Annotated in this window: 20 protein-coding genes; 10 read left to right on the top strand and 10 right to left on the bottom strand. The window is 71.7% G+C overall.

Translation table 11 applies throughout. The annotated features are described in order from the left end of the window. Positions 1-43 precede the first annotated feature (43 nt). The 4 genes from ACF07B_RS13345 to ACF07B_RS13330 are packed head-to-tail and all read right to left on the bottom strand — an operon-like array spanning position 44 to position 4,048. Positions 44-859, bottom strand: a complete 816-nt coding sequence (locus tag ACF07B_RS13345) for an ABC transporter permease (protein ID WP_392179036.1) — start codon at positions 857-859, stop codon at positions 44-46. A 10-nt stretch (positions 860-869) separates the two neighbouring features. Beyond that, entirely contained in the window at positions 870-1,760 is an 891-nt protein-coding gene (locus ACF07B_RS13340) for an ABC transporter permease (protein WP_392179035.1), read from the bottom strand. A 7-nt stretch (positions 1,761-1,767) separates the two neighbouring features. Next, on the bottom strand, positions 1,768-2,976 hold the full coding sequence (locus tag ACF07B_RS13335) for an ABC transporter substrate-binding protein (RefSeq protein WP_392179034.1): 1,209 nt from the start codon (positions 2,974-2,976) through the stop codon (positions 1,768-1,770). Between the two features lie 25 nt (positions 2,977-3,001). Continuing rightward, positions 3,002-4,048: an ABC transporter ATP-binding protein gene (locus tag ACF07B_RS13330; protein ID WP_392179033.1), complete on the bottom strand. Its 1,047-nt coding sequence runs from the start codon at positions 4,046-4,048 to the stop codon at positions 3,002-3,004. A 123-nt stretch (positions 4,049-4,171) separates the two neighbouring features. Here ACF07B_RS13330 and ACF07B_RS13325 point away from each other — a divergent pair, with 123 nt between their 5' ends. Then, positions 4,172-4,990 (top strand): FadR/GntR family transcriptional regulator, encoded by an 819-nt coding sequence (locus tag ACF07B_RS13325; protein WP_369482471.1) that lies wholly within the window; start codon positions 4,172-4,174, stop codon positions 4,988-4,990. Continuing rightward, the gene (locus ACF07B_RS13320) at positions 4,947-5,723 is read left to right on the top strand and encodes a hypothetical protein (protein ID WP_392179032.1); all 777 of its coding nucleotides are present in this window, start codon (positions 4,947-4,949) and stop codon (positions 5,721-5,723) included. Before ACF07B_RS13325 ends, ACF07B_RS13320 begins: the two co-directional genes overlap by 44 nt. Before the next feature lie 85 nt (positions 5,724-5,808). On the opposite strand, the gene ACF07B_RS13315 is transcribed toward ACF07B_RS13320, so the two are convergent. Beyond that, positions 5,809-6,468: a hypothetical protein gene (locus ACF07B_RS13315; protein ID WP_392179031.1), complete on the bottom strand. Its 660-nt coding sequence runs from the start codon at positions 6,466-6,468 to the stop codon at positions 5,809-5,811. Between the two features lie 269 nt (positions 6,469-6,737). On the opposite strand from ACF07B_RS13315, the gene ACF07B_RS13310 reads away from it, so the two are divergent. From ACF07B_RS13310 to ACF07B_RS13300, 3 genes are read left to right on the top strand one after another with little or no spacing between them, the layout of a single operon-like run. Then, positions 6,738-7,394, top strand: coding sequence for a helix-turn-helix domain-containing protein (locus ACF07B_RS13310; RefSeq protein WP_369482468.1), 657 nt, complete (start codon positions 6,738-6,740; stop codon positions 7,392-7,394). 32 nt (positions 7,395-7,426) lie between these two features. Further along, positions 7,427-7,957 (top strand): toxin-antitoxin system, toxin component, encoded by a 531-nt coding sequence (locus ACF07B_RS13305; protein WP_369482467.1) that lies wholly within the window; start codon positions 7,427-7,429, stop codon positions 7,955-7,957. 13 nt (positions 7,958-7,970) lie between these two features. Beyond that, positions 7,971-9,197, top strand: a complete 1,227-nt coding sequence (locus ACF07B_RS13300) for an MAB_1171c family putative transporter (RefSeq protein WP_392179030.1) — start codon at positions 7,971-7,973, stop codon at positions 9,195-9,197. Between the two features lie 28 nt (positions 9,198-9,225). Here the strand turns inward: ACF07B_RS13300 and ACF07B_RS13295 are convergent, their stop codons facing one another. After that, positions 9,226-10,269 (bottom strand): alpha/beta hydrolase, encoded by a 1,044-nt coding sequence (locus ACF07B_RS13295; protein WP_362403709.1) that lies wholly within the window; start codon positions 10,267-10,269, stop codon positions 9,226-9,228. A 254-nt stretch (positions 10,270-10,523) separates the two neighbouring features. Here ACF07B_RS13295 and ACF07B_RS13290 point away from each other — a divergent pair, with 254 nt between their 5' ends. Beyond that, positions 10,524-10,754, top strand: a complete 231-nt coding sequence (locus ACF07B_RS13290; protein ID WP_362403706.1) for a hypothetical protein — start codon at positions 10,524-10,526, stop codon at positions 10,752-10,754. Between the two features lie 46 nt (positions 10,755-10,800). Here the strand turns inward: ACF07B_RS13290 and ACF07B_RS13285 are convergent, their stop codons facing one another. After that, positions 10,801-11,520, bottom strand: coding sequence for a 4'-phosphopantetheinyl transferase (locus ACF07B_RS13285; protein ID WP_392179029.1), 720 nt, complete (start codon positions 11,518-11,520; stop codon positions 10,801-10,803). Then, a complete protein-coding gene (locus ACF07B_RS13280; RefSeq protein ID WP_392179028.1) occupies positions 11,468-12,376 on the bottom strand; it encodes a metallophosphoesterase family protein in 909 nt (302 codons plus the stop codon). The genes ACF07B_RS13285 and ACF07B_RS13280 overlap by 53 nt, the downstream gene beginning before the upstream one ends. A 251-nt stretch (positions 12,377-12,627) precedes the next feature. Here ACF07B_RS13280 and ACF07B_RS13275 point away from each other — a divergent pair, with 251 nt between their 5' ends. Further along, positions 12,628-13,815: an ATP-grasp domain-containing protein gene (locus tag ACF07B_RS13275; protein ID WP_392179027.1), complete on the top strand. Its 1,188-nt coding sequence runs from the start codon at positions 12,628-12,630 to the stop codon at positions 13,813-13,815. 155 nt (positions 13,816-13,970) lie between these two features. Continuing rightward, positions 13,971-15,656: a carbohydrate binding domain-containing protein gene (locus tag ACF07B_RS13270; RefSeq protein ID WP_392179026.1), complete on the top strand. Its 1,686-nt coding sequence runs from the start codon at positions 13,971-13,973 to the stop codon at positions 15,654-15,656. 96 nt (positions 15,657-15,752) lie between these two features. On the opposite strand, the gene ACF07B_RS13265 is transcribed toward ACF07B_RS13270, so the two are convergent. Next, on the bottom strand, positions 15,753-17,090 hold the full coding sequence (locus ACF07B_RS13265; protein ID WP_392179025.1) for a 6-phospho-beta-glucosidase: 1,338 nt from the start codon (positions 17,088-17,090) through the stop codon (positions 15,753-15,755). A 271-nt stretch (positions 17,091-17,361) separates the two neighbouring features. Between ACF07B_RS13265 and ACF07B_RS13260 the strand changes: the two genes are divergently transcribed. Further along, on the top strand, positions 17,362-18,144 hold the full coding sequence (locus tag ACF07B_RS13260) for an IclR family transcriptional regulator (RefSeq protein WP_392179024.1): 783 nt from the start codon (positions 17,362-17,364) through the stop codon (positions 18,142-18,144). A gap of 183 nt (positions 18,145-18,327) precedes the next feature. Here ACF07B_RS13260 and ACF07B_RS13255 read toward each other — a convergent pair whose 3' ends face one another. Then, positions 18,328-21,036: an FAD/NAD(P)-binding protein gene (locus tag ACF07B_RS13255; RefSeq protein WP_392179023.1), complete on the bottom strand. Its 2,709-nt coding sequence runs from the start codon at positions 21,034-21,036 to the stop codon at positions 18,328-18,330. Between the two features lie 353 nt (positions 21,037-21,389). Here ACF07B_RS13255 and ACF07B_RS13250 point away from each other — a divergent pair, with 353 nt between their 5' ends. Continuing rightward, positions 21,390-22,685, top strand: coding sequence for an Ig-like domain-containing protein (locus ACF07B_RS13250; protein WP_392179022.1), 1,296 nt, complete (start codon positions 21,390-21,392; stop codon positions 22,683-22,685). Positions 22,686-22,921: the final 236 nt, after the last annotated feature.

The raw sequence follows: 22,921 nt of genomic DNA, 5'->3' as shown, positions 1-22,921 counted from the left end.
CGGCGTCAACCGGTGCTCTGCCTGGGGCAGTTCGTCGACACCGTCAGATTCTGCTGTCGGTGGCCGTGTCCGCGGACAGCCGCTGGGCCACGTAGATCGGAATCACGGAGAGCAGGACGAGCACCGCCGCCACGACGTTGACGACGGGGGCCTGCTGGGGCCGGGTCATGTTGTTGAAGATCCAGATCGGCAGGGTCTCGATGCCGGGCCCGGCCGTGAACGTCGTCACGACGATCTCGTCGAAGGACAGCGCGAAGGCGAGCAGTCCGCCGGCCAGCAGCGCCGAGCGCACCAGCGGGAAGGTCACGTCCAGGAAGGCCCGGAAGGTGTCCGCGCCCAGATCCATCGCGGCCTCCTCGTACGTGCCGGACGTACGGCGCAGCCGCGCGACCACGTTGTTGAAGACGACGACGATGCAGAAGGTCGCGTGGCCGACGATCACGGTGAACATGCCGAGGCCGACGCCGAGCGGTTCGAGCACCGTGCTGAACGCCGAGTTGAGGGCGATGCCCGTGACGATGCCGGGCAGCGCGATCGGCAGGACGACCACGAACGAGATCGTGTCCCGGCCGAAGAAGCGGTACCGGGCGACCGCGAAGGCGATCAGCGTGCCCAGGACCAGCGCGATGGCGGTGGCCCCGAGGCCGGCCTTGACCGAGACCCACAGCGCCGAGCGGGCCCCCTCGTTCTCCCAGGCGACCGTCCACCAGTGGACGGTGAGCCCGGACGGCGGCCAGCTCGCGCTGCGGTCCCGGTTGAAGGAGTTGACGAGAACGAGCGCGAGGGGCACGTAGATGAACGCGAAGCCGAGCCCGGCGGCGGCGCGCAGCGCGATACGCGCGGGACGGGAGAGTTGCACAGCGGGCTCCTCAGAGACTGCTCAGGGCGCCCGTGCGGCGCATCGCGAGCAGGTACACCACGATGACCACGACGGGGACCGTGCCGAGCGCGGCGGCCATGGGCAGGTTCAGTTCGATGTTGGAGTAGACGACATTGCCGATGAGCTGGGTCTTGCCGCCGACGATCTGCACGGTGATGTAGTCGCCGAGGCTGAGCGAGAAGGTGAAGACCGAGCCGGCGGCCACGGACGGCAGGACCATCGGCAGCACCACGGACCGGAAGGTGCGGGCGGCTCCGGCGCCCAGGTCCGCCGACGCGTCGAGCAGGTTGGCGGGCAGTTGCTCCAGCGCGGTGTGGATCGGAAGGATCATGTACGGCAGCCAGAGGTAGGTGAGAGCGATGATCGCCGCGACCTGTCCGTACCCGGGCCCGCTCAGTCCGAAGGGCTTCAGCATCCAGTCGGCGAGGCCGTCTTGGGAGAGGATCAGCCGCCAGGCGTACACCTTGACGAGGTAACTGGCCCACAGCGGCGTGAGGATGGCGACGACGAGCAGCGGGCGCCGGGCGGGCCTGGCGACGCGCGCGGTGTAGAAGGCGACCGGGAAGGCGATCACCGCGCACAGGACGGTGACCGCGAGGGCGATGCCGATGCTGCGCAGGATCACCTGCCGGTACACGGGCAGGGTGAACAGCTGGTGGAAGTTGTCGCCCGACCAGACCTTCACGACCTCGGAGGTGAAGGAGTTCGTCGTCCAGAACGCCGAGACGAACAGCACGGCCAGCGAGCCGAGATAGAGCACCGCCAGCCAGAGCAGGGGTGCGGTCAGCAGCAGGGACAGCCGCAGCCGGGGGCGCCGGTGCAGGGTCCCGGCGAGCCGCCGGACGGGGGAGCGTCCGGCGGCCTGCGCGGTGGTGGTCATCGCTCGATCAGCCCTTGATCTCGGTCCAGGCCTGGACCCACTTCGCGTACGGGACGCACTTGACGTCGGTGCGGCCGTCGAGGCACTGCTCGATGGGCGTGTTCCAGAACGCGATGTTCTTCCAGTAGCTCTCGTCCGTGGCGTGGAAGGTGTCGCAGAAGGCCTTGTCGCTGGTGTACCCGCACGCCTGGGCGTTGGCGGGCGCCTCACCGAAGTACTCGGCGACCTGGGCGTTCACCTTCGGCGAGATGATCCAGTCCATCCACCGGTAGGCGCAGCTGGGGTGCTTGGCCTTGGCGGAGATCATCCAGGTGTCGGACCAGCCGGTGGAGCCCTCCTTGGGCACGACGGCCTTGATCTTGGCGCCCTCGCCGGCCGCGAGGTTGGCGATGACCTGCCAGGTGGTGCCGACCACGGAGTCGCCGCTCTTGAAGGCGGAGATCTCCTTGAGGTAGTCGCTCCAGTACTCCCCCACGTTCACGTTCTGCTTCTTCAGCAGCGCGACGGACGCGTCGAACTGCTTCTGGTCGAGCGCGTAGGGGTCCTTGATCTTCAGCTCGGGCCTGGCCGACTTCAGGTAGAGCGCCGCGTCGGCTATGTAGATCGGCGAGTCGTACGCGGTGACGTGGCCCTTGTTCGCCGAGGCGTCGTCGAAGACCGCGGACCAGGAGTCGGGGGCGGGGCTGACCTTCTGGGTGTTGTACATCAGGAGGTTGGCGCCCCGGCCGTGCGGGATGCCGTACATCTGTCCGTCGACGGAGTTCCAGGCACCCTTCTTCAGGCCGCTGAAGACGTCCTTGTAGTTCGGTACGAGGCCGGTGTTGACCGGGGCCGCGTCGCCCGAGGCGATGAGGCGCAGGGAGGCGTCCCCGGAGGCGGAGACCGCGTCGTACTGCCCGGTCTTCATCAGCTTGACCATCTCGTCGGAGCTGGCGGCCACCTTGGAGTTGACCTGGCAGCCGGTCTGCTTCTCGAAGTCGCTGACCCAGTCGACCTCGGGGTCGTTGGAGCCGTCCTCGACATAACCGGCCCAGGCGATCAGGTTGACCTGCCCCTCGGCCTTGCCGAGCTTCGACTGTTCCTTGAGGTCGGGCGGGTTGAAGCCGGTGGACGCGGAGGAGCCCGTGCCGGACGATCCGCAGGCGGTGGCCGCGAGGAGCACCGCGACAGCGGCGGCGGCCTTGAGGGTTGGGGTGAGGCGCACGGCGTACTCCATACGTGACGGGGGACTGAGCGGGGAGTCAGCTGGGGTCGGGGACCTGGAAGGTGTGGCGGCGGTGCCACTGGAGCCGGACCCGGGTGCCGCGCAGGGCGGCGACGTCCTCGGAGGAGGTCTCCAGGTTCTGCTGGAGCGCGGTGAGGCGGCCGCCCGCGTCGAGGTCCACCAGGAAGCGCGTGGCGTCGCCCAGATAGACGACCTCGGCGACGGTTCCGGTGGCCGAGGAGTGGTCCGGCTCCGCAAGCGTGCCGGTCTCGGCCGGCTCCTTGAGGACCCGGATCTTCTCCGGCCGGATGCTGTACGTGCCCGGGGCGCCGACGACCTGCAGCGCCGACTGGCCGTCGAGCAGGTTGGAGGTGCCGACGAAGCCCGCGACGAAGGCGGTGGCGGGGCGTTCGTAGATCTCGGCGGGGGTGCCGACCTGTTCGACGCGGCCCTGGTTGAAGACGGCGACGCGGTCGCTCATCGTCAGGGCCTCCTCCTGGTCGTGGGTGACGAACACGAAGGTGATGCCGACCTCGCGCTGGATCGCCTTGAGTTCGACCTGCATCTGCTCGCGCAGCTTGAGGTCGAGGGCGCCGAGCGGTTCGTCGAGCAGCAGGACACGGGGGCGGCCGACCAGTGCCCTGGCGAGGGCGACGCGCTGGCGCTGGCCCCCGGAGAGCTGACCCGGGCGGCGCCTGCCGAACCCTTCCAGGCGTACGTCGGCGAGCGCCTTGCGGGCCCGGACCAGGCGCTCCGCCCTGGGTACCTTGCGGACCTTGAGGCTGTAGGCGACGTTCTCCTCGACGGTCATGTGCGGGAACAGGGCGTAGTCCTGGAAGACGGTGTGCACGTCCCGTTCGAAGGGGGCGAGGCCGGTGACCTCCTGGCCCGCCAGCTCGATCCGGCCCTCGGTCGGGCTCTCGAATCCGGCGATCATCCGCAGCACGGTCGTCTTGCCCGAGCCGGACGGGCCGAGCATCGAGAAGAACTCGCCGTCGGCTATCTCCAGATCGACTCCGGACACGGCGGTCGTGTCACCGAACGCCTTTCGCAGGCCCTGGAGCCGGATCGCCTTTGCCTCCATGGGCGGGGAACCTTTCTGGTGCGGAGGTACGTTTGCAACACTGACCGGAAAGATATGAAGCCATAGTTCAAACTTCAAGACCCCTTTAGAGTAAAGGTTGAGTCAACGCACAAGGTGGTGACCGTGAAGCAACACAGGGGCGACGGCGTTCGCAGAGCCGTCTTCACTCCCGTGGACAACCGCGCGCGCGTCGAGACGGTCGTACACCGGATCGGCGACGCCATCGAGCTCGGCCTGCTCGCCGACGGCGAGCAGCTGCCGGGAGAAATGGAGCTGGCCGGCCAGCTCGGCGTGTCCACGGTCACCCTGCGCGAGGCCCTCATGGCCCTGCGGCAGCAGGGACTGGTCACCACCCGGCGCGGGCGCGGTGGCGGCAGCTTCGTGTCACTGCCCGAAGTGCCGGGTCAGGAAAGGCTGTTGGCGCGGCTGGCCGACTGGAGCACCGAGGAACTGCGTGACCTGGGCGACCACTGGGCGGCCGTGTCCGGAGCGGCTGCCCGGCTCGCGGCGCAGCGCACCGAACCGGACGACCTCAAGGCACTGTGGCGCACCCTGGACGACCTGGCGTCCGCCGAGGACGGCGCCGCCCGCAGCCGCGTCTACGGCCGCTTCCACGTCGAGCTCGCCGCGGCGGCGCAGTCCGCCCGGCTGACCCGGGAACAGGTCGTGCTCCAGACGGAGGTGGGCGCGCTGCTGTGCCTCGTGCTCGGGGACGACGAATATTGTGAAGAAGTCACCGACCGTCACCGCTCCGTAATCTCGGCCGTGCAAGATGGGGCCCACGATTCGGCCAGAGCACTGGCCGAGCGGTGCGTGCAGGACTCGACGTCGCGGCTCATCACCCTCCGCCTCGCGATGCCGCGCGCCGCTTCAGGCAGGCGTCCCCTGGAGGGCACCCATGAGCAGGAGCCCCGGCCGGGCCGGCGCGACGGCGACGCTTGACGCGCCCGAGGCGGCCGTCGCCGCGCGGGTCCGCGGCACTCTGGAGGCCGTCTTCGCCGCGGTCGCCGAGACCCGGGACCAGACGACCGCGCTGCTCTCCCGCGTCGCCGCCGAGCGCCGCCGCCCGGCGACGGTGGATCTGGCGGCCCTGCGCCCGGGACTGCATCTGCGGCTGACCCGCGAGGAGTTGGTGTCGGGCGCCGGCTTCGTGGCGGCGCCGGGGCTGCTCGGTGACGTACCGGCGTGGCTGGAGTGGTGGCAGCAGGACTCCGACGGTGGCGTACGGCCGCTGCTGCTCGACCTCGATCCGGCGCGCTCCGCGTACTCGGACTACACGCACTGGGACTGGTTCGCCCTCCCCCGCGACACGGGGCAGCGCGCGGTCGCCGGTCCCTACGTCGACTACCTCTGCTCCGACGAGTACAGCCTGACCCTGTCCGCGCCGGTCCACGTGGAGGGCCGGTTCGTGGGGGTCGCCGCGGCCGACGTGTATCTGCGGCACTTCGAGGCCGCGGTCGTCCCGCTCCTGCAACGGCTGCCCGGGGCCGCCTACCTGGTGAACGCGCGGGGCCGGGTGGCCGCCTCCGCGGACCCCGCCCATCTGGCCGGATCGCTCACCAAGGGACCGGACTTCGCGGCCGTGCTGGCGGCGGCGCGGAGCACGCGCCACGGGGACCTGCGGCTCGTGCCCTGCGACGGCGTGCCCCTCGTCCTCGTGATGCCGGCCTGCTGAACGGTCGCCGCCGCGGGTCGCCCGCGCGCCCCGCAGGGCGTCGGCGTCATCCGGGCGAGGCGCGGAGGCGCTCCGGCTACGCGCGTCACACGGCGCGAAGCTCCGCCGCTCCATTGCGCGTCTTGCGTGTCCTGCGCGGTCCGCCGGTGACCGGCCGGACCGCCTCGCGCAGCACCAGGGTCATCCGCGAATAGCCGATCCGCTGAAGGGCCTTGGGGGTCTCGTCGACGATCCGGCAGTCCGTGGCGCCCCAGCGGGGATCGGGGTGGACGAGCGGGCGCACGGCGCCGTCGTGCTCGACCCCGCGCGGGCCGACCGCCTCGATCCAGTGCGGCAGACCGTGCCGATAGGCGGCGTCCATGATCGGGTCGGCGGCGATGTCGCGGCGGATCGCCTGGAGTCCGCGGTCCTGGCCGTTGCGCTCCACCGCCGCGGCGAAGTGCGCGAGCATCGGCAGACACCAACTCGACTCGTGCTCACCGAGAATCGATCCCGCGTCCGGGTGAAAGAGGACGAAGCGCAGGAAGTTGTCGCCCGGCATGGCGGTCGGATGCGCGCCGACGCCGTCGAAAAGTGTCTCGAAGGCGACGTTGGACAGCACGACGTCCCAGCGGTCGTCGAAGACGAAAGAGGGGAAGGGCACGGCCTCGAGGAGCGTGGCGTAGTCCTGAAGGTACGCCTGCGCTTCGAGACTCTCGGGGACAGGTCGCGGCTGGGACCGCTGCCTTCCTGCCTGGTACGCCATCGGGAGGTCACCCCTCTTGCCTCTGCGGCCTTCACGCGGCGCCCCGATCCTGCTGCCCCGGGGACAGGCGTGTCAACTATCGTGGCATTTGGCGCTTGTTGACGGCTGAATCTCGCCACAGTTGTGGCGAGACCTGGATGTGAGTTCGAGCGACCGGCTAGGCTCCGGTTGGCCCCCGGCCTTGCCGTCGGGATGGTTCCTGACCCTCGTGTCCACATGGTTCCCGAACTTCGTGAGAGCCACCTGAGAGAGACGTAGGAGATCTGTCGGTGACGGATGGCTTCGAGGTTCCGTGCGCCACGGCGACGGTTCTGCTGCAGGCCGTCGTGGCCAGGGTCACCGCACTCGCCGACCGGCTCGGCGTGCCGCACGCCGAAGTCTTCGACGTACGGCGGCTGTCGGCCGAGTCCGGTGTCCCCGAACCCGTGGCGAAGGCCCTGCTGGGCGGCCGCCCAGCCGGCGAACCCGACCTTCAGGCGCGCTTCCTGCAACGCCTGGACCTGCTGCGCCGCACCCGGCTCAAGCCCAACGGCCGCCGCTACACGCAGCAGGAGATAGCGGACGGCGCCGGTATGTCGCGCCAGCAGGCGGGCGCCCTCATCAACGGAGACCGGCGCCCCACCATGGAGCACTGCGACGCGATCCAGCGCTTCTTCCGGGTGCACGCCGGATTCCTCACGGCCGAGGACTCCGAAGCGCTCGTGGGCGCCCTCCAGCGGTCGGAACAGGAACTCCTGCAACGGCTCGCCGACCGCGAACGCGCCGCCGCCTCCGTCGCCCACGATCCGCTCGAACGGCTGCTCCTGGACCACGGCGTCCGCGGAATCGCCTGGCGGGCCGCGCAGTTGCCCACCGACCAGCACCGGGACAAGGTCGCGGAATGGCTGGACATGCTCCTGGAGAGCGTCAAACGGCCAGAGTCGTGAGCCGGGGGAGATCAGTGGGCATCGGAAGGGAAATGCGCCGCCTGTGCGGCGAGCTGGTCTCGGAGCTCTCGCTCCCCGCACCGGCGGCACCCGCCGACCTCTACACCGCGCTGTGCGGCGCGATGAGCCGGCGCCGCGGCCGTCCCGTCCAGTTCCGTACGGCCGCGTTCCCGCCCGGCACCGCCAGCGGACTGTGGCTCGACATGGCCGAACAGGACCTGGTCGTCATCGAGGAACGCACCGCGCCCGACCACCAGTTGGTCATCCTCGGCCACGAGCTGTGGCACATGAAGGCCGGGCACTGCAGCCATCACGTCGACGGCGCTGCCGTCGCGGCGCGCTTACTGAGCGACGGGGCCGACCTCCAGGCCACCGTCCTCAGAGTGGCCGCGCGCACCCGCTTCGACCTCGCCGACGAACAGGAGGCCGAGAGCTTCGGCCTTCTGCTCGCCAGCAAGTGCCGTACCTGGCTGGCCGGTTCCTCACTGCGCGGACCGGTGCAGCGGCACGGTCTGGCCGGCCGCATCGAGGCCTCCCTGGGCTGTCGCGGGCCGCGAGGCTGAAGGTCCCGGGGTCATGGACGGATCGAGCTACTACATCCCGGCCGTCGCCATGGGCGCGGCGATCGCGTTCAAAGGGCCCTCACTGCTGCGCGGCTGGCGCGACCCGCTGCTGCGTTCCGTCGGCGTGCTCCTCGCCCTCGCCGGCCTGGTGTTCCTCTTCGCGGCCCCGCCGACCATCGCCGCGGTCAACGACGTCACCGGGATACCGAACGTCTCGGCCCCCCTCGTCTACTGCCTGCTGAGCGCCTACAGCGCCTCGTGCCTGGTACTGATCATCAACTGGCGCGGCGGACCGCCCGAGGTGACCCGGCGGCTCTCCCGCCGCTGGACCTTCGGGTACACCGTGGTCGGCGTGGCGCTGATCGCCCTGTTCGCCCTCGGGGACGCCTCCGTCGAGCGGCTGCGCGACCTCGACACGTACTACGCCAACACCCCCTTCATCCGCGAGATGATCGTCCTCTATCTCGCGTCGCTCACCGTCGCCGGTGTCGCGATGAACATCATGTGCTGGCGCTGGGCGATCCAGGTCCGTGGCCGGCTGCGCGCCGGACTCGTGATCATCGCTTTCGGGTCGCTGTGCAACATCCCTTACTCCGCTGCCAAGTTCACCGCGGTGGTCGCCCGCTGGAACGACACGGACCTGGACGGCCTCAGCACCAATGTGGCCCCCCTGCTCGCCTCGGCCGGGGCCCAGATCACCGCCGTCGGCTTCTGTCTCCCCCTCGCCTGGCGGCGTATCGAGGACAGCTGGAACACCTGGTCGACCTATCGCCGGCTCGGGCCGTTGTGGCGCGAGCTGAAGCCGGTCTCCGTGCCGGAGGACCGCGCGGTGCGGATGTCCTGGTGGTCGCCCGCCGAACTCCAGGTCACCCAGCGGGAGTCCGACATCCATGACGGCATGCTGAGCCTCTACCCCTACTTCGACTCCGAGGTGCGCTCCCGGGCGTACGGAGCCGCGGTCGCGGCGGGCTCCTCGGCCGCCGAGGCACACGCCGAGGCGGACGCGGCGATGGTGACCGTGGCGGTGCGGGCCAGGGCCGCGGACCCGGAGGGCCGGGTCATCAGCTCGGCCGAGACGGCGGACCCGCCGCCCGCGGCCGGAACCACGTTCGCGCACACCGACGGCCGGCGCGACCTCGTGCGCATGTCGAACGCGCTGCGCCACTCGCCGGTCGTCGCGGCCGTCCGGGGCCGGACGACGACCGGGCCGGAGCGCGACGCCCGCGAACGAACCGGCTGAGCCCGTCCACGGTCCCTTCCTCGGGTCCTCAGGTCGCGCTGCGTTCGCTCGCCTCGCGCAGGTCCCGCTCCCGCTCGCGGTTGCGGACGGTGTCCGGCTGCCCCGCCGCCGTGCCCGGGCGCCCGGCACGCAGCAGCTCCCTCCAGTGCTCGCGGCTCCAGTCGGCCGGACCGGTGGTGGCCGTGAACTCCTCGACCAGGGCGAGGAAGCGCGCCGGATCGCTGTGGAAGGGGAAGTGGCCCGCTCCCTCGAAGATCTCCAGGCGGCTGCCCGGCATGGCCGCGTGCGCCCCGTGGGCGTGCCGCACCGGTACCACGCTGTCCCGGTCCCCCCAGAGCAGCATGGTGGGCATGCCCTCGGTGAGATAGCAGCGGTCGAGCATCGTGACCGCCTGACCGCGCCAGTCGACCACGGCCCGCAGGGTCCGGATGAACGCGCTGCGGGAGGTCGCGTCGGGCAGCGCGTCCACGAGGTTCAGCAACGACGGTGCGTCCTGGGCCAGATCGGCGTCGAGCAGACGCATCAGACGCAGAAAGAGACCCACGTTCAGCCGCATGCCGGGCAGGCGCAGCGTGGAGAGCAGCAGATGGGCTCCGGGCAGCGAGACGGCACGCAGGACGGGGTTGACCTCGCCGCCCACACCGCCCGCGCTGACCAGGATCAGCCGCTCGGTGCGCTCGGGGAACTGGTAGGCGAACTGCATGGCCACTCCCCCGCCCAGGGAATGCCCGACCAGGGTGGCGGACTCGATGTCGAGCGTGGCGAGCAGATCGCGGACGCCGTTGGCGTAGGCGGCCACCGAGTAGTCGGCGCGCGGTTTGTCGGAGGCGCCGTGCCCGAGCAGGTCGGGCGCGATCACGGTGTGTCTGCGGGCGAGGTCGGGGATCAGCTCCGCCCAGGTCGCCGAGGAGTCGCCTATGCCGTGGATCAGGACGAGCGCAGGGCCCTGTCCCGCCATCCGGTAGGCGCGCCGATAGCCGTGCACGAGGCGGTGCCGAAGACGCAGTTCTCCGTCACCGACCGAACGCAGCCGCGCGGTGCGCCGCGGCTGCCTGGGCTGTACGTCGACCACGGGCCGAACCTCCCGTTCGCAGGCCGCCGCGAAGGCGGCTCCCGAGCCGCCGGGTGGCGGCTTGCGAGGCCGTCCGGTGGGCGGCCCCCGCTCTTCCGTCCAGCGTAGGGGCCCTGTTCCACCAGGCGTTTCCGTGAGGTTTCGCCTCCGCTAAGCGGGCGAACCTCCGCGGACCGAAACCGGATTGTCAGTGGCGGACGGCAAGCTGGGGTCAGGACCAGTGTCACGACAAGCCGACCAGGGAGAGCCGTCCGATGCCGACCGCCGTACTGACCGACCACGAACGCGCCGCCGTGCAGGCCTACCTCCGCCTCCTCCACACGGTACGGGCGGCGTTCGACGGCCCGCCGGACGGAGGCCGGCCACCCATGGTCCCGCCCGCCGTGCTCGCCGAGACGGAACGGGCCCTGAAGGCGGCGGGCCTCGCGGGCAACGAGGACGCGTTCTTCGAACTCCTGCACGCTTGGTGCCCGGAACCGGGCTGACCGCGCGCGGTCGGCGCCGGGACCGTGCCGGGGTGGCGGCGTACGGTCAGGCGCCGGACCCCGACGCGGGGCCCGGCCCGGTGTGCGGGACCGTGACCGCCGTCGCGACCAGACCGCCCCGCACCGTCCAGCGGCCGGTGAAGGTCTGGACGGCGAGACCGTCCACCACAGGCCCCGGGACGAGGAGTTGGGCCCTCAGGTCTCCCGAGAGGCCCTCCGTGACGGGAGCCCGGTCGAGGGAGATGTCGATGTCCGCCCCGGAGAAGTCCAGCCACTTGCCGGTGAGCGGGAACCACGCCTTGTAGACCGACTCCTTGGCGCTGAACAGCAGCCGGTCCCAGTGGACGGCGGGCACGCGGGCGCCGAGCCGGTCCAGACGGTCCGACTCACCGGGCAGGGCGACGGCTTCCAGGACGTCGTCGGGGAGTGCCAGGTGGGGTTCGGCGTCGATGCCGAGGGAGGCGAGATCGCCGGCGCGGGCGAGCGCGGCCGCGCCGTAGCCCTCGCAGTGCGTCATGCTGCCGATGACGCCCGCCGGCCACCGCGGGGCGCCGCGCTCGCCCGGCAGCACGGGCCCCGGGGCCACACCCAGCTTCTCCATGGCGCGCCGGGCGCACACGCGCACGACGGCGAACTCGCGGCGCCGCTTGTTGACGGCGCGGGTCAGGACCGCCAGTTCCTCGGGGTACAGACTCGCGTCCCCGGCCGGATCGTCACCGTGGCTCTCCACGGCCACCACCGACTCCGGAAGCAGCTCCTCCATCACCGGCTTTGACCTCCATCGGCAGAATGCGGCGCAGCGTGCCCGGCGGTCCCGGTCGCTTACGCCATTCTCGCGGATAACCCACCGACACCTCTTCGAACCGGACACCCTCGTGCCAGGTGGTCCGGGGGATGTGCAGATGTCCGTAGACCATGGTCTCGATACGGAACCTGCGGTGCCAGTCCGCGGTCGCCGCCGTGCCGCACCACATGGCGAACTCGGGGTGCCACAGGACGTCCATCGGGTGACGGTCCAGGGGGTAGTGGTTGACCGGGACGACCGGCAGCCCCTCGGGGACCGCGGCGAGTCTGCGTCCGGTCTCGGCCACCCGGGCCCGGCACCACTCCTCGCGGCTCGGATACGGGTCGGGGTGCAGCAGGTACTCGTCCGTGCACACGATGCCGGTCCCCTCGGCGTACGTGAGTCCCTCCGCCTTGGTGGCACAGCCCTGCGGCAGGAAGGAGTAGTCGTAGAGCAGGAAGAGCGGCGCGACGACGGCGGGGCCGCCCGGCCCGTTCCAGACGGGGTAGGGGTCCTCGGGGGTGATGACGCCCAACTCCCGGCACAGGGCGACCAGATGCTCGTAGCGGGCCACTCCGCGGAGCTGGACGGGATCCTTGGGATGGGTCCACAGCTCGTGGTTGCCCGGCACCCAGACGACCTTCCGGAAGCGGTCGGCGAGCGTCCGGAGGGTCCACCGGATGTCCTCGACGATCTCCCCGATGTCACCGGCCACCAGGAGCCAGTCCTGATCCGTCTCGGGACGCATGTTCTCGACGAGGGCGCGGTTCTCGGGGTAGCCGATGTGCAGGTCGCTGATGGCCAGCAGGTTTCCCGCATCGCCGTCTGTCGGCCGCACGCGCCACCCCCGTAGAAAGCGAATGCCAACACAACAGCACACGCTCCCGCCGACGGACAAGGAGGCCCGCTCGGGCGGGCCGCCGAATCCGTAACATCCCTGTAGCAGCATCGGGGTCCCGCGCCCCTTATGATCGCCCCAACACCACCGCCCGAATCTGCTTTGGCGTGCGACGGCTCGGTGTACCTCCCCTACCCCTGGCCGGGCCCGGCCCGCTCCGCCGTGCCCGCGAACCCCGAATGGTGGCTTGCATGGGCTCTCGCGTACGCGTCTGGCTCAACCGCACGTACGCGGAGAACGTGTTCTTCATGGACCAGCTGCGAAATAATCCGCAGCACCGCGCGGTCGAGATCCACGCCACCCACGGCGACGCCGACTCGCCCGTCCTGGCCGCCGCCGACACCGCCGAGCCGGAGCCCGAGGGCCTGTCTCCGCGTGCCTACGTCGAGTACGCCCTCGACATGTGCGCACGCCGTTCCATCGACGTGTTCGTGCCGGTCCTGCACCAGGACGCGATCGTGGCGCAGCGCGCGGAGTTCGCGGCGCTCGGTACGGCGCTGCTGGCGCCGCCGGCGGAGGCGGTCGCGGTCTTCCACGACAAGGTCGTCGCGTACCAGGCCGTGGAGGCCGTGGGTGTTCCCGTCCCTCCGTGGTGGCGGGTGCGCACGGCCGAGGAACTGGTCGCGGCGGTCGAGGAGTTGGAGGCCGCGGGTGAGCGCGCCTGCTTCAAGCCGGCGGCGGGCGCGGGCGGGGTGGGCTTCCGGGTGATCACCCGTTCCCCGTTCTCGCTCAAGCACCTCAACGGCTTCCCGAGCGCGTACGTGCCCCTGGACCTGGTGGTGGAGGCGCTGCACACGGCCGAGGAGCCCGTCGACTGGCTGGTGATGCCGCACCTCGGACAGCCGGAGGTGTCGGTGGACTGCCTCACCGGGCCGGACGGCCGGGTCCGTATGGCCATCGGGCGCACGAAGAACGGCCGGCGCCGCGGATTCACGCTCGACGACGCGTGGACCGGGCCCGCCCGGCTGCTCGCCGAGGCGTTCGGACTGCACTATCTGTCCAACATCCAGTTCCGCATGTACGGCGACGAGCCGGTGCTGATGGACGTGAACACCCGTCCGGCCGGCGGGCTGCACCAGACCGCCCAGTGCGGGGTCAACGCCCCTTGGGCAGCTGTGCAGTTGGCGCTGGGTGAGGAGTCGGGCGAGCTGAACCCGCCGTTCCTCGGACCGGACTACACGGTGGTCGCCGGGCCGCGGCCGGTGCGTCCGGTGTCGCTGCCCGCGCAGCGGAACGACCCAGGCGTGCCCACCCTGTCCGCGATGCCGGCGCAGGCCATGGAGCCGGTGTCCGCGCCGTCCGCCCCGGCCGAGGCGACCGCCTCCGCCGTTCCCACCCAGGCCACCACCGCCGCCACGCCCGCGATCGCGCCGGCCTAGGGCCAGGCCCACAGATTTTGGGCCATCCACCCCCTTTACCGGTCTGGACCAATTCCCGCGCAGTGTCTTGACAGCGGGATTGGTCCATACCAACTTGGTTGCGCACCTCTCTGCACTCCCGAACACCCCCATATCCCCAGGGAGATCGCGTGCGCATGACCATGCTCAGACGTTCCAGACACCGTTTCCTCGCCCTGCTCGGCACCGCCGCGCTGGCCCTCGCCGGCGCGGTCGCCCTGCCGGGCACGGCCGAGGCGGCCAACATCCTGTCCAACCCGGGATTCGAGACCGGCAGCCTCTCCCCCTGGTCCTGCTCCGGCAACCTGGGCTCGATCGTCTCCAGCCCCGTGCACGGCGGCTCCAAAGCCCTTGCGGGGGCGGCGAGTTCGAGCGACAACGCACAGTGCACCCAGACCGTCTCGGTCCAGCCGAACACGACGTACAGCCTCTCCGGCTGGGTGCGCGGCAGCTACGTCTACCTCGGTGTGGACGGCGGTGCCTCGACCTGGACGACCTCCCCGTCGGCCTACAGCCAGCTCACCGTGTCCTTCACCACCGGCGCCTCGCAGACCAGCGCCAAGATCTACGTCCACGGCTGGTACGCGCAGGGCACCTACTACGCCGACGACGTCAGCCTCGACGGCCCCGGCGGCGGTGGCGGCGGCAGCGACACCCAGGCGCCGACCGCGCCCACCGGCCTGAAGTCCACGGGCAAGACGTCCTCCAGCGTGTCCCTGTCGTGGAGCGCGTCGAGCGACAACGTCGGCGTCAGCGCGTACGACATCTACAGCGGCTCCAACAAGCTGCTCAGTGTGTCGGGCACGAGTGCCACGGTCAGCGGACTGTCCGCGAGCACCGCGTACTCGTTCACCGTCAAGGCGCGGGACGCGGCCGGGAACACCTCCGGAGCCTCCAACTCCGTGAGCGTCACCACGGACGCGGGCGGCGGGGGCGGCACCGGCTTCAAGCAGGCAGCTCCCTATCTGTACGAGGGCTGGGGCGACCCCCCGAACCCGACCACGGTGATGAGCGCGACCGGGATCAAGTGGTTCACGATGGCGTTCGTGCTCGACTCCGGTGGCTGCAACCCGGCCTGGGACGGCAGCCGGGCACTGACCGGCGGTGTCGACCAGACGGCGATCAACCAGATCCGTTCCGCGGGCGGTGACATCGTCCCGTCGTTCGGTGGCTGGCAGGGCAGCAAGCTCGGCGCCAACTGCTCGTCGGCGAGCGCGCTCGCCGGTGCTCTGCAGAAGGTGATCGACGCCTACAGCCTCAAGGCGATCGACATGGACATCGAGAACACCGACGAGTTCGAGAACGAGGCCGTGCAGGCCCGGATCCTGACCGCGCTGAAGACCGTCAAGGCCAACAACCCCGGCCTGAAGACGATCGTCACCTTCGGCACCTCGACGACCGGCCCGACCTACTACGGCAACCGGCTCATCGAGCAGGCGCAGTCCCTGAACGCCAACATCGACGTCTTCACCATCATGCCGTTCGACTTCGGCGGCGGCTCCGACATGTACGGCAACACGGTCAACGCCGCCGAGGGACTGAAGACCAAGCTGAAGTCGACCTTCGGCTGGGACGACGCGACGGCCTACTCCCACATCGGCATCTCGGGCATGAACGGCCTGTCCGACCAGCAGGAGAACACCACCCCGGCAATCTGGACCTCGATCCGTGACTGGGCGAACGGTCACCACATCGCCCGGCTCGCCTACTGGGCGGTCAACCGCGACCGGTCCTGCCCCGGCGGCGGCGTGGTGAGCAACTGCTCCGGCATCAGCCAGAGCACCTGGCAGTTCACGTCGATCACGGCCGGCTTCACGGGCTGACGACGACGGGACAAGGGAACACGGTGGGCCGCCCGGTAGATCCGGGCGGCCCATCTCAGCCTGTTCGCGGGTCCGTTGTCGTCCGTCGCCGGAGTCCTACGCCAGATAGGCGAGACCCGGGTGCACGGCCGTGTAGCCGTCGAGCAACGCGTGTGCCACGTTCACGGAGTCGACGAGCGGGTGCAGGGCGAAGGCCTTCACAGCGGTCCTACGGGAACCCGACTCGGCCGCGGAGAGCACCTCGCGCTCCACCGCCTTGACCGCGCACACCAGTCCGGTGGCGTGGCCCGGCAGCGGGTCGACGGCGACGGGGTGCGCGCCGTTGGCGTCCACCAGACACGGAACCTCGATGACGGCCTCGGCGTCGAGGACGCTCAGCGTGCCCCGGTTGCGCACGTTGAGGATCAGGGTCGTGCGTTCGTCACGGGCGATGGCCCGCATCAGCGCGAGCGCCACCTTCTCGTAACCGCCGGAGAGGTCGTCCTCCTCGCGTTCCCCGGCACCGGAGGCGTCCCGGTTCTCCGCCATGTACGTCGCCTCGCGCTCGGCCCGGGTGCGTTCCCAGGCGGTCAGGGCCGCCGCGTCGGGGCGCCCCATCTCCTCGTAGAAACCGGCCTGCTGGTCGCGCAGGAACGCGCCGCGCGTCTTCTCGGCCCGCTGGTAGGCGCGGACGGTCTCCCGGTTGAAGTAGTAGTAGTGCAGGTATTCGTTGGGGACCGCGCCGAGGGACTGGAGCCACTGCGGGCCGAAGAGCCGGCCCTCCTCGAAGGAGCCGAGCAGATCGGGGTCGGCGAGCAGACGCGGGAGTTCGTCCCTGCCGGCGACGCGCAGGCCGCGCACCCAGCCGAGGTGGTTGAGCCCGACGTAGTCGATCCACGCCTCGCCCGGGTGCGCGCCGAGGACCTTGGCGATCCGGCGCCCGAGGCCGACCGGGGAGTCGCAGATGCCGATCACGCGGTCGCCGAGGTGACGGGACATGGCTTCGGTGACCAGCCCGGCCGGATTGGTGAAGTTGATGACCCAGGCGTCGGGCGCGAGCCGGGCCACGCGCCGCGCGATGTCCACGGCGACGGGCACCGTACGCAGGCCGTACGCGATGCCGCCGGCGCCGACCGTCTCCTGGCCGAGGACGCCCTGGGCCAGAGCGACCCGCTCGTCCGCGGCGCGCCCGTCGAGGCCGCCGACGCGGATCGCGGAGAAGACGAAGTCGGCGCCGCGCAGGGCCTCGTCGAGGTCGGTGGTGACGGTCACCTCCGGTGCGTCCGGGTGCCCGGCCGCCTGCTCGGCGAGGACTCGGGCCACGGCGGCGAGCCGGCCCCCGTCCAGGTCGTGCAGCACGACCCGGGTGACACGGCCCTCGGCCCGGTCCCCGAGGAGTGCCCCGTACACGAGCGGGACACGGAATCCGCCGCCGCCCAGAATGGTCAGCCTCACGCAAGTACCACCTTCGCAGTTCGCGGTGACCCAGGCCGCGCGGCGACGGAGCATGCCACGACCACCTGTTTCACCCATGTCTTCCAGGGAGCAGCGTGCCATCGCGCGCCCGGGCCGGTCCGTCACCACCACGTCGAGTTCCCGCCCCGGGGACCTACGCCACGCGTCACCCCGGCCGGCCTCGACGATTGTCGCCGTCCGGCCCGTACGGGATGGTGGGTCCCCACGCCCGAACCGCCCCGTCCGGGGTCAGGCCGCAGGGAGCCGGTCCATGGCAGGTCGAGAGCACGCCGCCCTGTCCGCCTCCGGCCGCCTCCTCGCCGTGCTCGCCGCGTTCGACCACGGGCACCCCGCGCTGTCCCTGACGGAGATCAGCCGCCGAGCCGGCCTCAGCCTCACCACCGCCCACCGGCTGGTGGCCGCGCTCACCGAGTGGGGCGCGCTGGAACGGGACAGGGACGGCCTCTACCACGTGGGCCTGCGCCTGTGGGAGCTCGCGGCGCTCGCCCCGCGCGGGCTCCCGCTGCGCCAGGTCGCCCTGCCGTATCTGGAGGACCTGTACGAAGCGACGCACGAGAACGTGCAGTTGGCGGTCCGGGACGGTGCCGAGGTCGTCTACACCGAGTGGATCTCGGGCCGTTCCTCGGTAGGGGTACGCATCCAGGTGGGCGCCCGCTGGCCGCTGCACGCGACGGGCGTGGGGCTCGCGCTGCTGGCGTACACGCAGGGCGCCTTCCAGGACACCTACTGCGCGGGGCCGTTGGCCGCGTACACCCCGTACACGATCACCGACCCGGCCCGTCTGCGCCGCGCCCTGTCCGAAGTCCGGCGCACGGGAGTGGCGGTGAGCAGCCGTCAGGTGACCGAGGACGCCCTGTCGGTGGCCGCTCCGGTGCGCGGTCCGGACGGCCCGGTCGTCGCGGCCGTGTCGCTCGTCGTGCCCTGGGCCGAGGCCCGGGTACCGGCGTTGGTCCCGGCGGTACGCGTGGCGGCCCGCGGAGTCTCCCGGGCCCTCGGCTGGCGTCCGGCACCCCGAGCCGAGCCGGGAACCTGACGCGGCGTGACCACGCCCGGTCCGCCGGATACCCCATCGCGACCGCCGCGCCGAGCGCTGAGGCGCACCGGGCACGCTTCGGGGACCGGCGGGCCCGAGCCGACAGCGCACGGCTCCGCTTCGGCGGCCGGCGGCGCACGAGGGTGCTCCGGCGGGCCCGCGAGGCCGTCCCGCGCCGCGGGCTCAGTCGGACAAGGCCGCCAGCATCCGCCGGTCCCGGGGTGCGTGACCCCGGTCGAGGCGGCTGTCCAGGAGGCGCCGGGCGGCCTCGGAGCGGCCCGCCGCGACCAGGGCGTACAGCAGTGTCTCCTCGACGACCTCGCGTTGGGCCGCGCTGCCGCCGACCCGGCAGAGAACCGGCAGCAGGGCGCCCAGCCCCCGGGCGGCTTCGTTGAAGCGCTCCTCGACGAGGGCGGCGAGGGCCTCGCACAGGGGGACGACGACCTCGCGCTGCACCGGATCGGCGCCGGCGGCGTGGTCGCGCAGCCGGTGCAGGGCCGCGAGATCACCGGCGGCGGTGAGCGCGACGGCGGCGTGCAGCGCGGTGAAGGCGGTCGCGGGCCGCTCCACGATGTCGCGGGCGACGCTGTCGAGCACGTCCGCCACCGGCACCCGCCCCCGCCAGCTGTCGCTGAGCCGGGCCCGCCACAGCAGCGACCCCGAGTCGACCAGGGCGCGCACCCCGGTCACCCGCCCGGGCGCGAGCTGGGCGAACCAGCGTCTGCGGACGGCGGCGGGGTCGTCCAGGGCCAGTTCGTGCAGGGCGATGTGCCAGGAGAAGTGGGCCCGGTGGACGGCGCCCCGTCCGTGCCCGGACAGCCAGGCGTCCAGCCAGTCGCGGCCGCTCTCGTGGGCCCCTGACTCGTAGTGGACGTGGGCGAGCGCGTGCACGGCGTGTCCGGAGGCGGGCTCGGCGGCCAGCGCGCGTCCGGCCAGCTCGGCGGCCTCCTCGTAGCGGCCCTGGCCCTGGCGCAGGAAGGCGAGGAGCGAGGCGGGGAACCAGTGGCCGTCGTAGGCGGGCGAGGCGCGCTCGACCAGGCTCAACGCGTAGCCGCTGTCGAGGTCGTTGATGCCGGAGAAGGCGATGGTGGGCACGGCCGCGGCGAGCGCCAGCGCGTCGGCGGGGTAGGCGGCCAGGTGCCCGAGCAGGGCGCGCGCTCCGGTGTCCGGGCTGTCGCCGCGCACGCGGTGGGTCACCACGTCGACGAAGGAGCGTTCCCGCGCGTCGGCCCGTTCCCGTGCGCAGCGCCGCGCGTCGGCCAGGGCCCGCGGTACGTCGACGTCGGCGCCGCACTCATGGCCGAGCAGGGCGAGGGCCGCGTGCCCGAGCGCGAAGCCGGGGTCGAGGGCGACGGCGCGCGCGAAGGCGTCCTCGGCGCCTGCCCTGACCTTGAGGACCCGTTCGAGGCCGGTGCGGTGGGCGGCGGCCGCCTCGGCGTGGGTGGACAGCGGGAGCCCGTGCGCGTCGAGAGGCCGACGGCGGGCGGGGCGGCGGCGGGGAGCCAGTGGCGCGAGCACCTGCTCGGCCAACTCCGCGGCCTGGACACGGATCTCGGGGATCGCGGTGGTCTCCCACAGTTCACCGCGGCGCGGGGCGCCGAGGGTGAACACGGCGAACCCGGCCCTGCCTCCGGCGTCGAGGAGCCGGCCGTCGCGGGTCGCGACGCCCAGGCCGAGCGGGCCGGGGACGGCGGCACCCGTGTCGAACAGCGAGCGCCACAGGGGGTCTTCGGAGCGCGGCCCCGGTCCGGTGCAGTCGATCACCCAACCAGCCGTGAGGCGCCGCCCGTCGGAGAGGGTGAGCAGCTCGGAGCCGTCCGGCCGGGGGACGGCGTCGGCGATCCCGCCGGTGTGCACGCGCAGGCGCCGGGCCGTGCGGGCGCGGTCCAGCGACTCGGCCGTCGCCGGTGCCATCCGGTGCCGGTGGGTGTTCCAGAGCGCGCCCTCGCTCCGCAGGAAGGCTGCGCGTTCCTCGGGTGTGAGGCTGCGCCACAGGCGCGCGGTGTGCGGGCGCAGGCTGTCGAGCGCGGGGCGCCAGTCGCCGTGGGCGCGCACGGCCCGGCCGATGTGGCGGTAGACGGCCCGGCGCAGCGTGCGCAGGTCCGGCGCGTCGAGACCTTCGGGCGCGGCCATCGCCGGTGCGGGGCTCAGCGCGTGCGGCTGGGGCAGCAGACCGGTCCGGGAGAGGGCGTGCACGGTGCGTCCGGGCCGGTCGAGGCTCAGCGCGAGGTCGACCGCCGTGAGGCCGGTGCCCACGAGCAGGACGTCGTCGCTCGCACCCTCCGGCGCGCGGCCGGCCGGGTCGGCGAGCGGTCCGTCGAGGGCGCCGGGCGCCCACGGTGAGCCGATGAACCGTTCGGAGGCACGGAGCCGGGGCGGGGCCCAGGCCCCCGTCGTGGCGGCCGGTCCGGTGGCGAGGACCACGCTGTCGGCCGCCAGGCGGTGCCCGTCGGCGAGCCGGAGTTCCAGGCCCCCGTCCGGGGCGGGGGCGCAGGCTTCGGCCCTGGTCCGCAGCCGGTGCACGGCGACCGTGCCGTGGGCGTGCACGATCGCCCGGGCCAGGGTGTCGGCGAGATAGGCGCCGTACCGGTAGCGGGTGGCGAAGTCGGTTCCCCTGACGGTGGGTTCACCGTGCCGGCACAGCCATCGGGTGAAGTGGCCGGGGTCGTCGGGATAGCAGCTCATCCCTCCCGCGGGCACGTTCAGCCGGTGCCGGGGATCGGTGGTGGCGTAGGCGCCGCCCCGCCCGGCCTCGGGGACGGGGTCGACCAGGAAGAGGTCGAGCGGGGTGCGGCGGCGGGTCGCCGTCTCGCACAGTTGCAGGGCGGTGAGGGTGCCGGCGGCGCCTACTCCGACGATGGCCACGGCGTGCCGCTCACGGGCTGGGTTCACGGATGCCTCCGGCGTGGGTGGTCGCGGATCCGGCAAGCGGGGCTTCTCCTTCACTCCTGTGTCCGCAGAGTCCCGAAAGGACTCTGCGGAGTCCTCACGCAAGGACTCCCGAGAGGACTCCCGGAAGAACTCCCCGAAAGCGGATCTCATGGAGAACTCAGGGATCGGGCGGGGCACTTCATACTCTGTTCACAATGCGGGGCGGCCCGGCAACCGTGGAATCCGGCCGTCCCTCCGCGCGTCTTCACCGGAATCTCAGGCTGGGGCAGCCGGATTCAAAGAATCAACCCAGGAAAGTCACGCAGGATGCACCCGCAGTGGTGGTGAGCGAGAGAACCGACGAAAGGCGTTCCGTGGGCGTCCCTGAGATAGCGAACCGGCCCGAGTCCGCACCGCGGGACCCGGGCCGGGTGCGCCGGAGTCCGGGACGTCCGGCCTGGTCACGGCGCGGAATTCTGGCGGCCCTGGGTGCCGCGGTACCGGCCCTCGCGCTGAGCGGGTGCGGCGGTCCGGCGGGCGCCACCGAGGGGAAGGACGCGACGCCCACCGGGGCCGCCGGGGCCGGGGCGACGGCGAAGGCGCAGGTGAAGACGCCGACGGTCACCGTCTCCCCGGCCGACGGCACGAAGAGGGCCGACTTCACCGCTCCGGTCGTGGTCTCCGTGGCGGACGGCACGCTGTCGTCGGTCGAGGTGTCCGGCAACGACGGTTCCACTCTGGCCGGATCCTTCGACGACGGCCGTACGCGCTGGACCTCGGCCGGGAATCCGTACTCGGGCACCAAATACACGGTCACGGCGAAAGCGGAGGGTGCCGCGGAGCACACCGCGACGTTCGTCACCAGGTCCCCGGGCGAGACGTTCGCCGGCTATTTCACGCCCGAGGCGAATTCGACGTCCGGCGTCGGCATGCCCGTGTCGATCAACTTCACCCAGGCGGTGAAGGACCGTGCCGCCGTGGAAAAGGCCATCACGGTGACGGCGGAGCCCGCGGTCGAGGTGGTCGGTCACTGGTTCGGGAACACCCGTCTCGACTTCCGTCCGGCGCGATACTGGGCGGCCGGCACGAAGATCACGCTGAGCCTGCGCCTGAGGGACGTCGAGGGCACGGACGGCGTCTACGGAGTCCAGTCCAAGGACGTCACCTTCCACATAGGCCGCCGCCAGGTGAGCACCGTCGACCTCGCCAAGAAGACGATGACGGTCGAGCGGGACGGGGTCGCTCTCGCCGGCTACCCGGTCAGCGGCGGCGCCGCGGACCACACCACGTGGTCCGGGATCATGGTGATCAGCGAGCGGTTCAAGGAGACCCGGATGGAGTCCTCGACGGTCGGGCTCGGCGACGAGTACGACATCGCGGACGTGCCGCACGCCCAGCGCCTGACCACCTCGGGCACCTTCATCCACGGCAACTACTGGGCCGCGGCCTCGGTCTTCGGCGGCAGCAACACCAGCCACGGCTGTGTCGGCCTCCATGACACGAAGGGCGCGAACGACAGCTCCGTGCCCGGGTACCGGTTCTACGAGAGCTCGATGCTCGGCGACGTGGTGGTCGTCGAGAACTCCGGTGAGCGGACCGTCGAACCGTCGAACGGCCTGAACGGCTGGAACCTGTCCTGGGCCGACTGGAAGGCCGGCAGCGCTCTTTGAGGGCCGCACCCGATGGACGGACTTCAACTGCCCCTCGGGGCACGCCCATCGGGCCTTCTGCCTTCCTTCACGGCGTGAACTCCCGTACGGCGAAAGGACTTTCTCGGCTTCACCTCTTGACGACCGGAGTGACAGAGAGCACATTGGCCGCGCAGCTTTTTTGAGAGCGCTCTCAAGCAGCCATGGGAGCGCTCCCCCCACCCGCGCACCCCACACTCCGTACGCGAAGAGGCACC

It is taken from the genome of Streptomyces sp. NPDC015532, from assembly GCF_043078065.1.
In the GTDB taxonomy this organism is placed as follows: Bacteria; Actinomycetota; Actinomycetes; order Streptomycetales; family Streptomycetaceae; genus Streptomyces.
The sequence above is the reverse complement of the archived record's forward strand: the minus strand, read 5'-3'. Positions and strand labels throughout refer to the sequence as shown.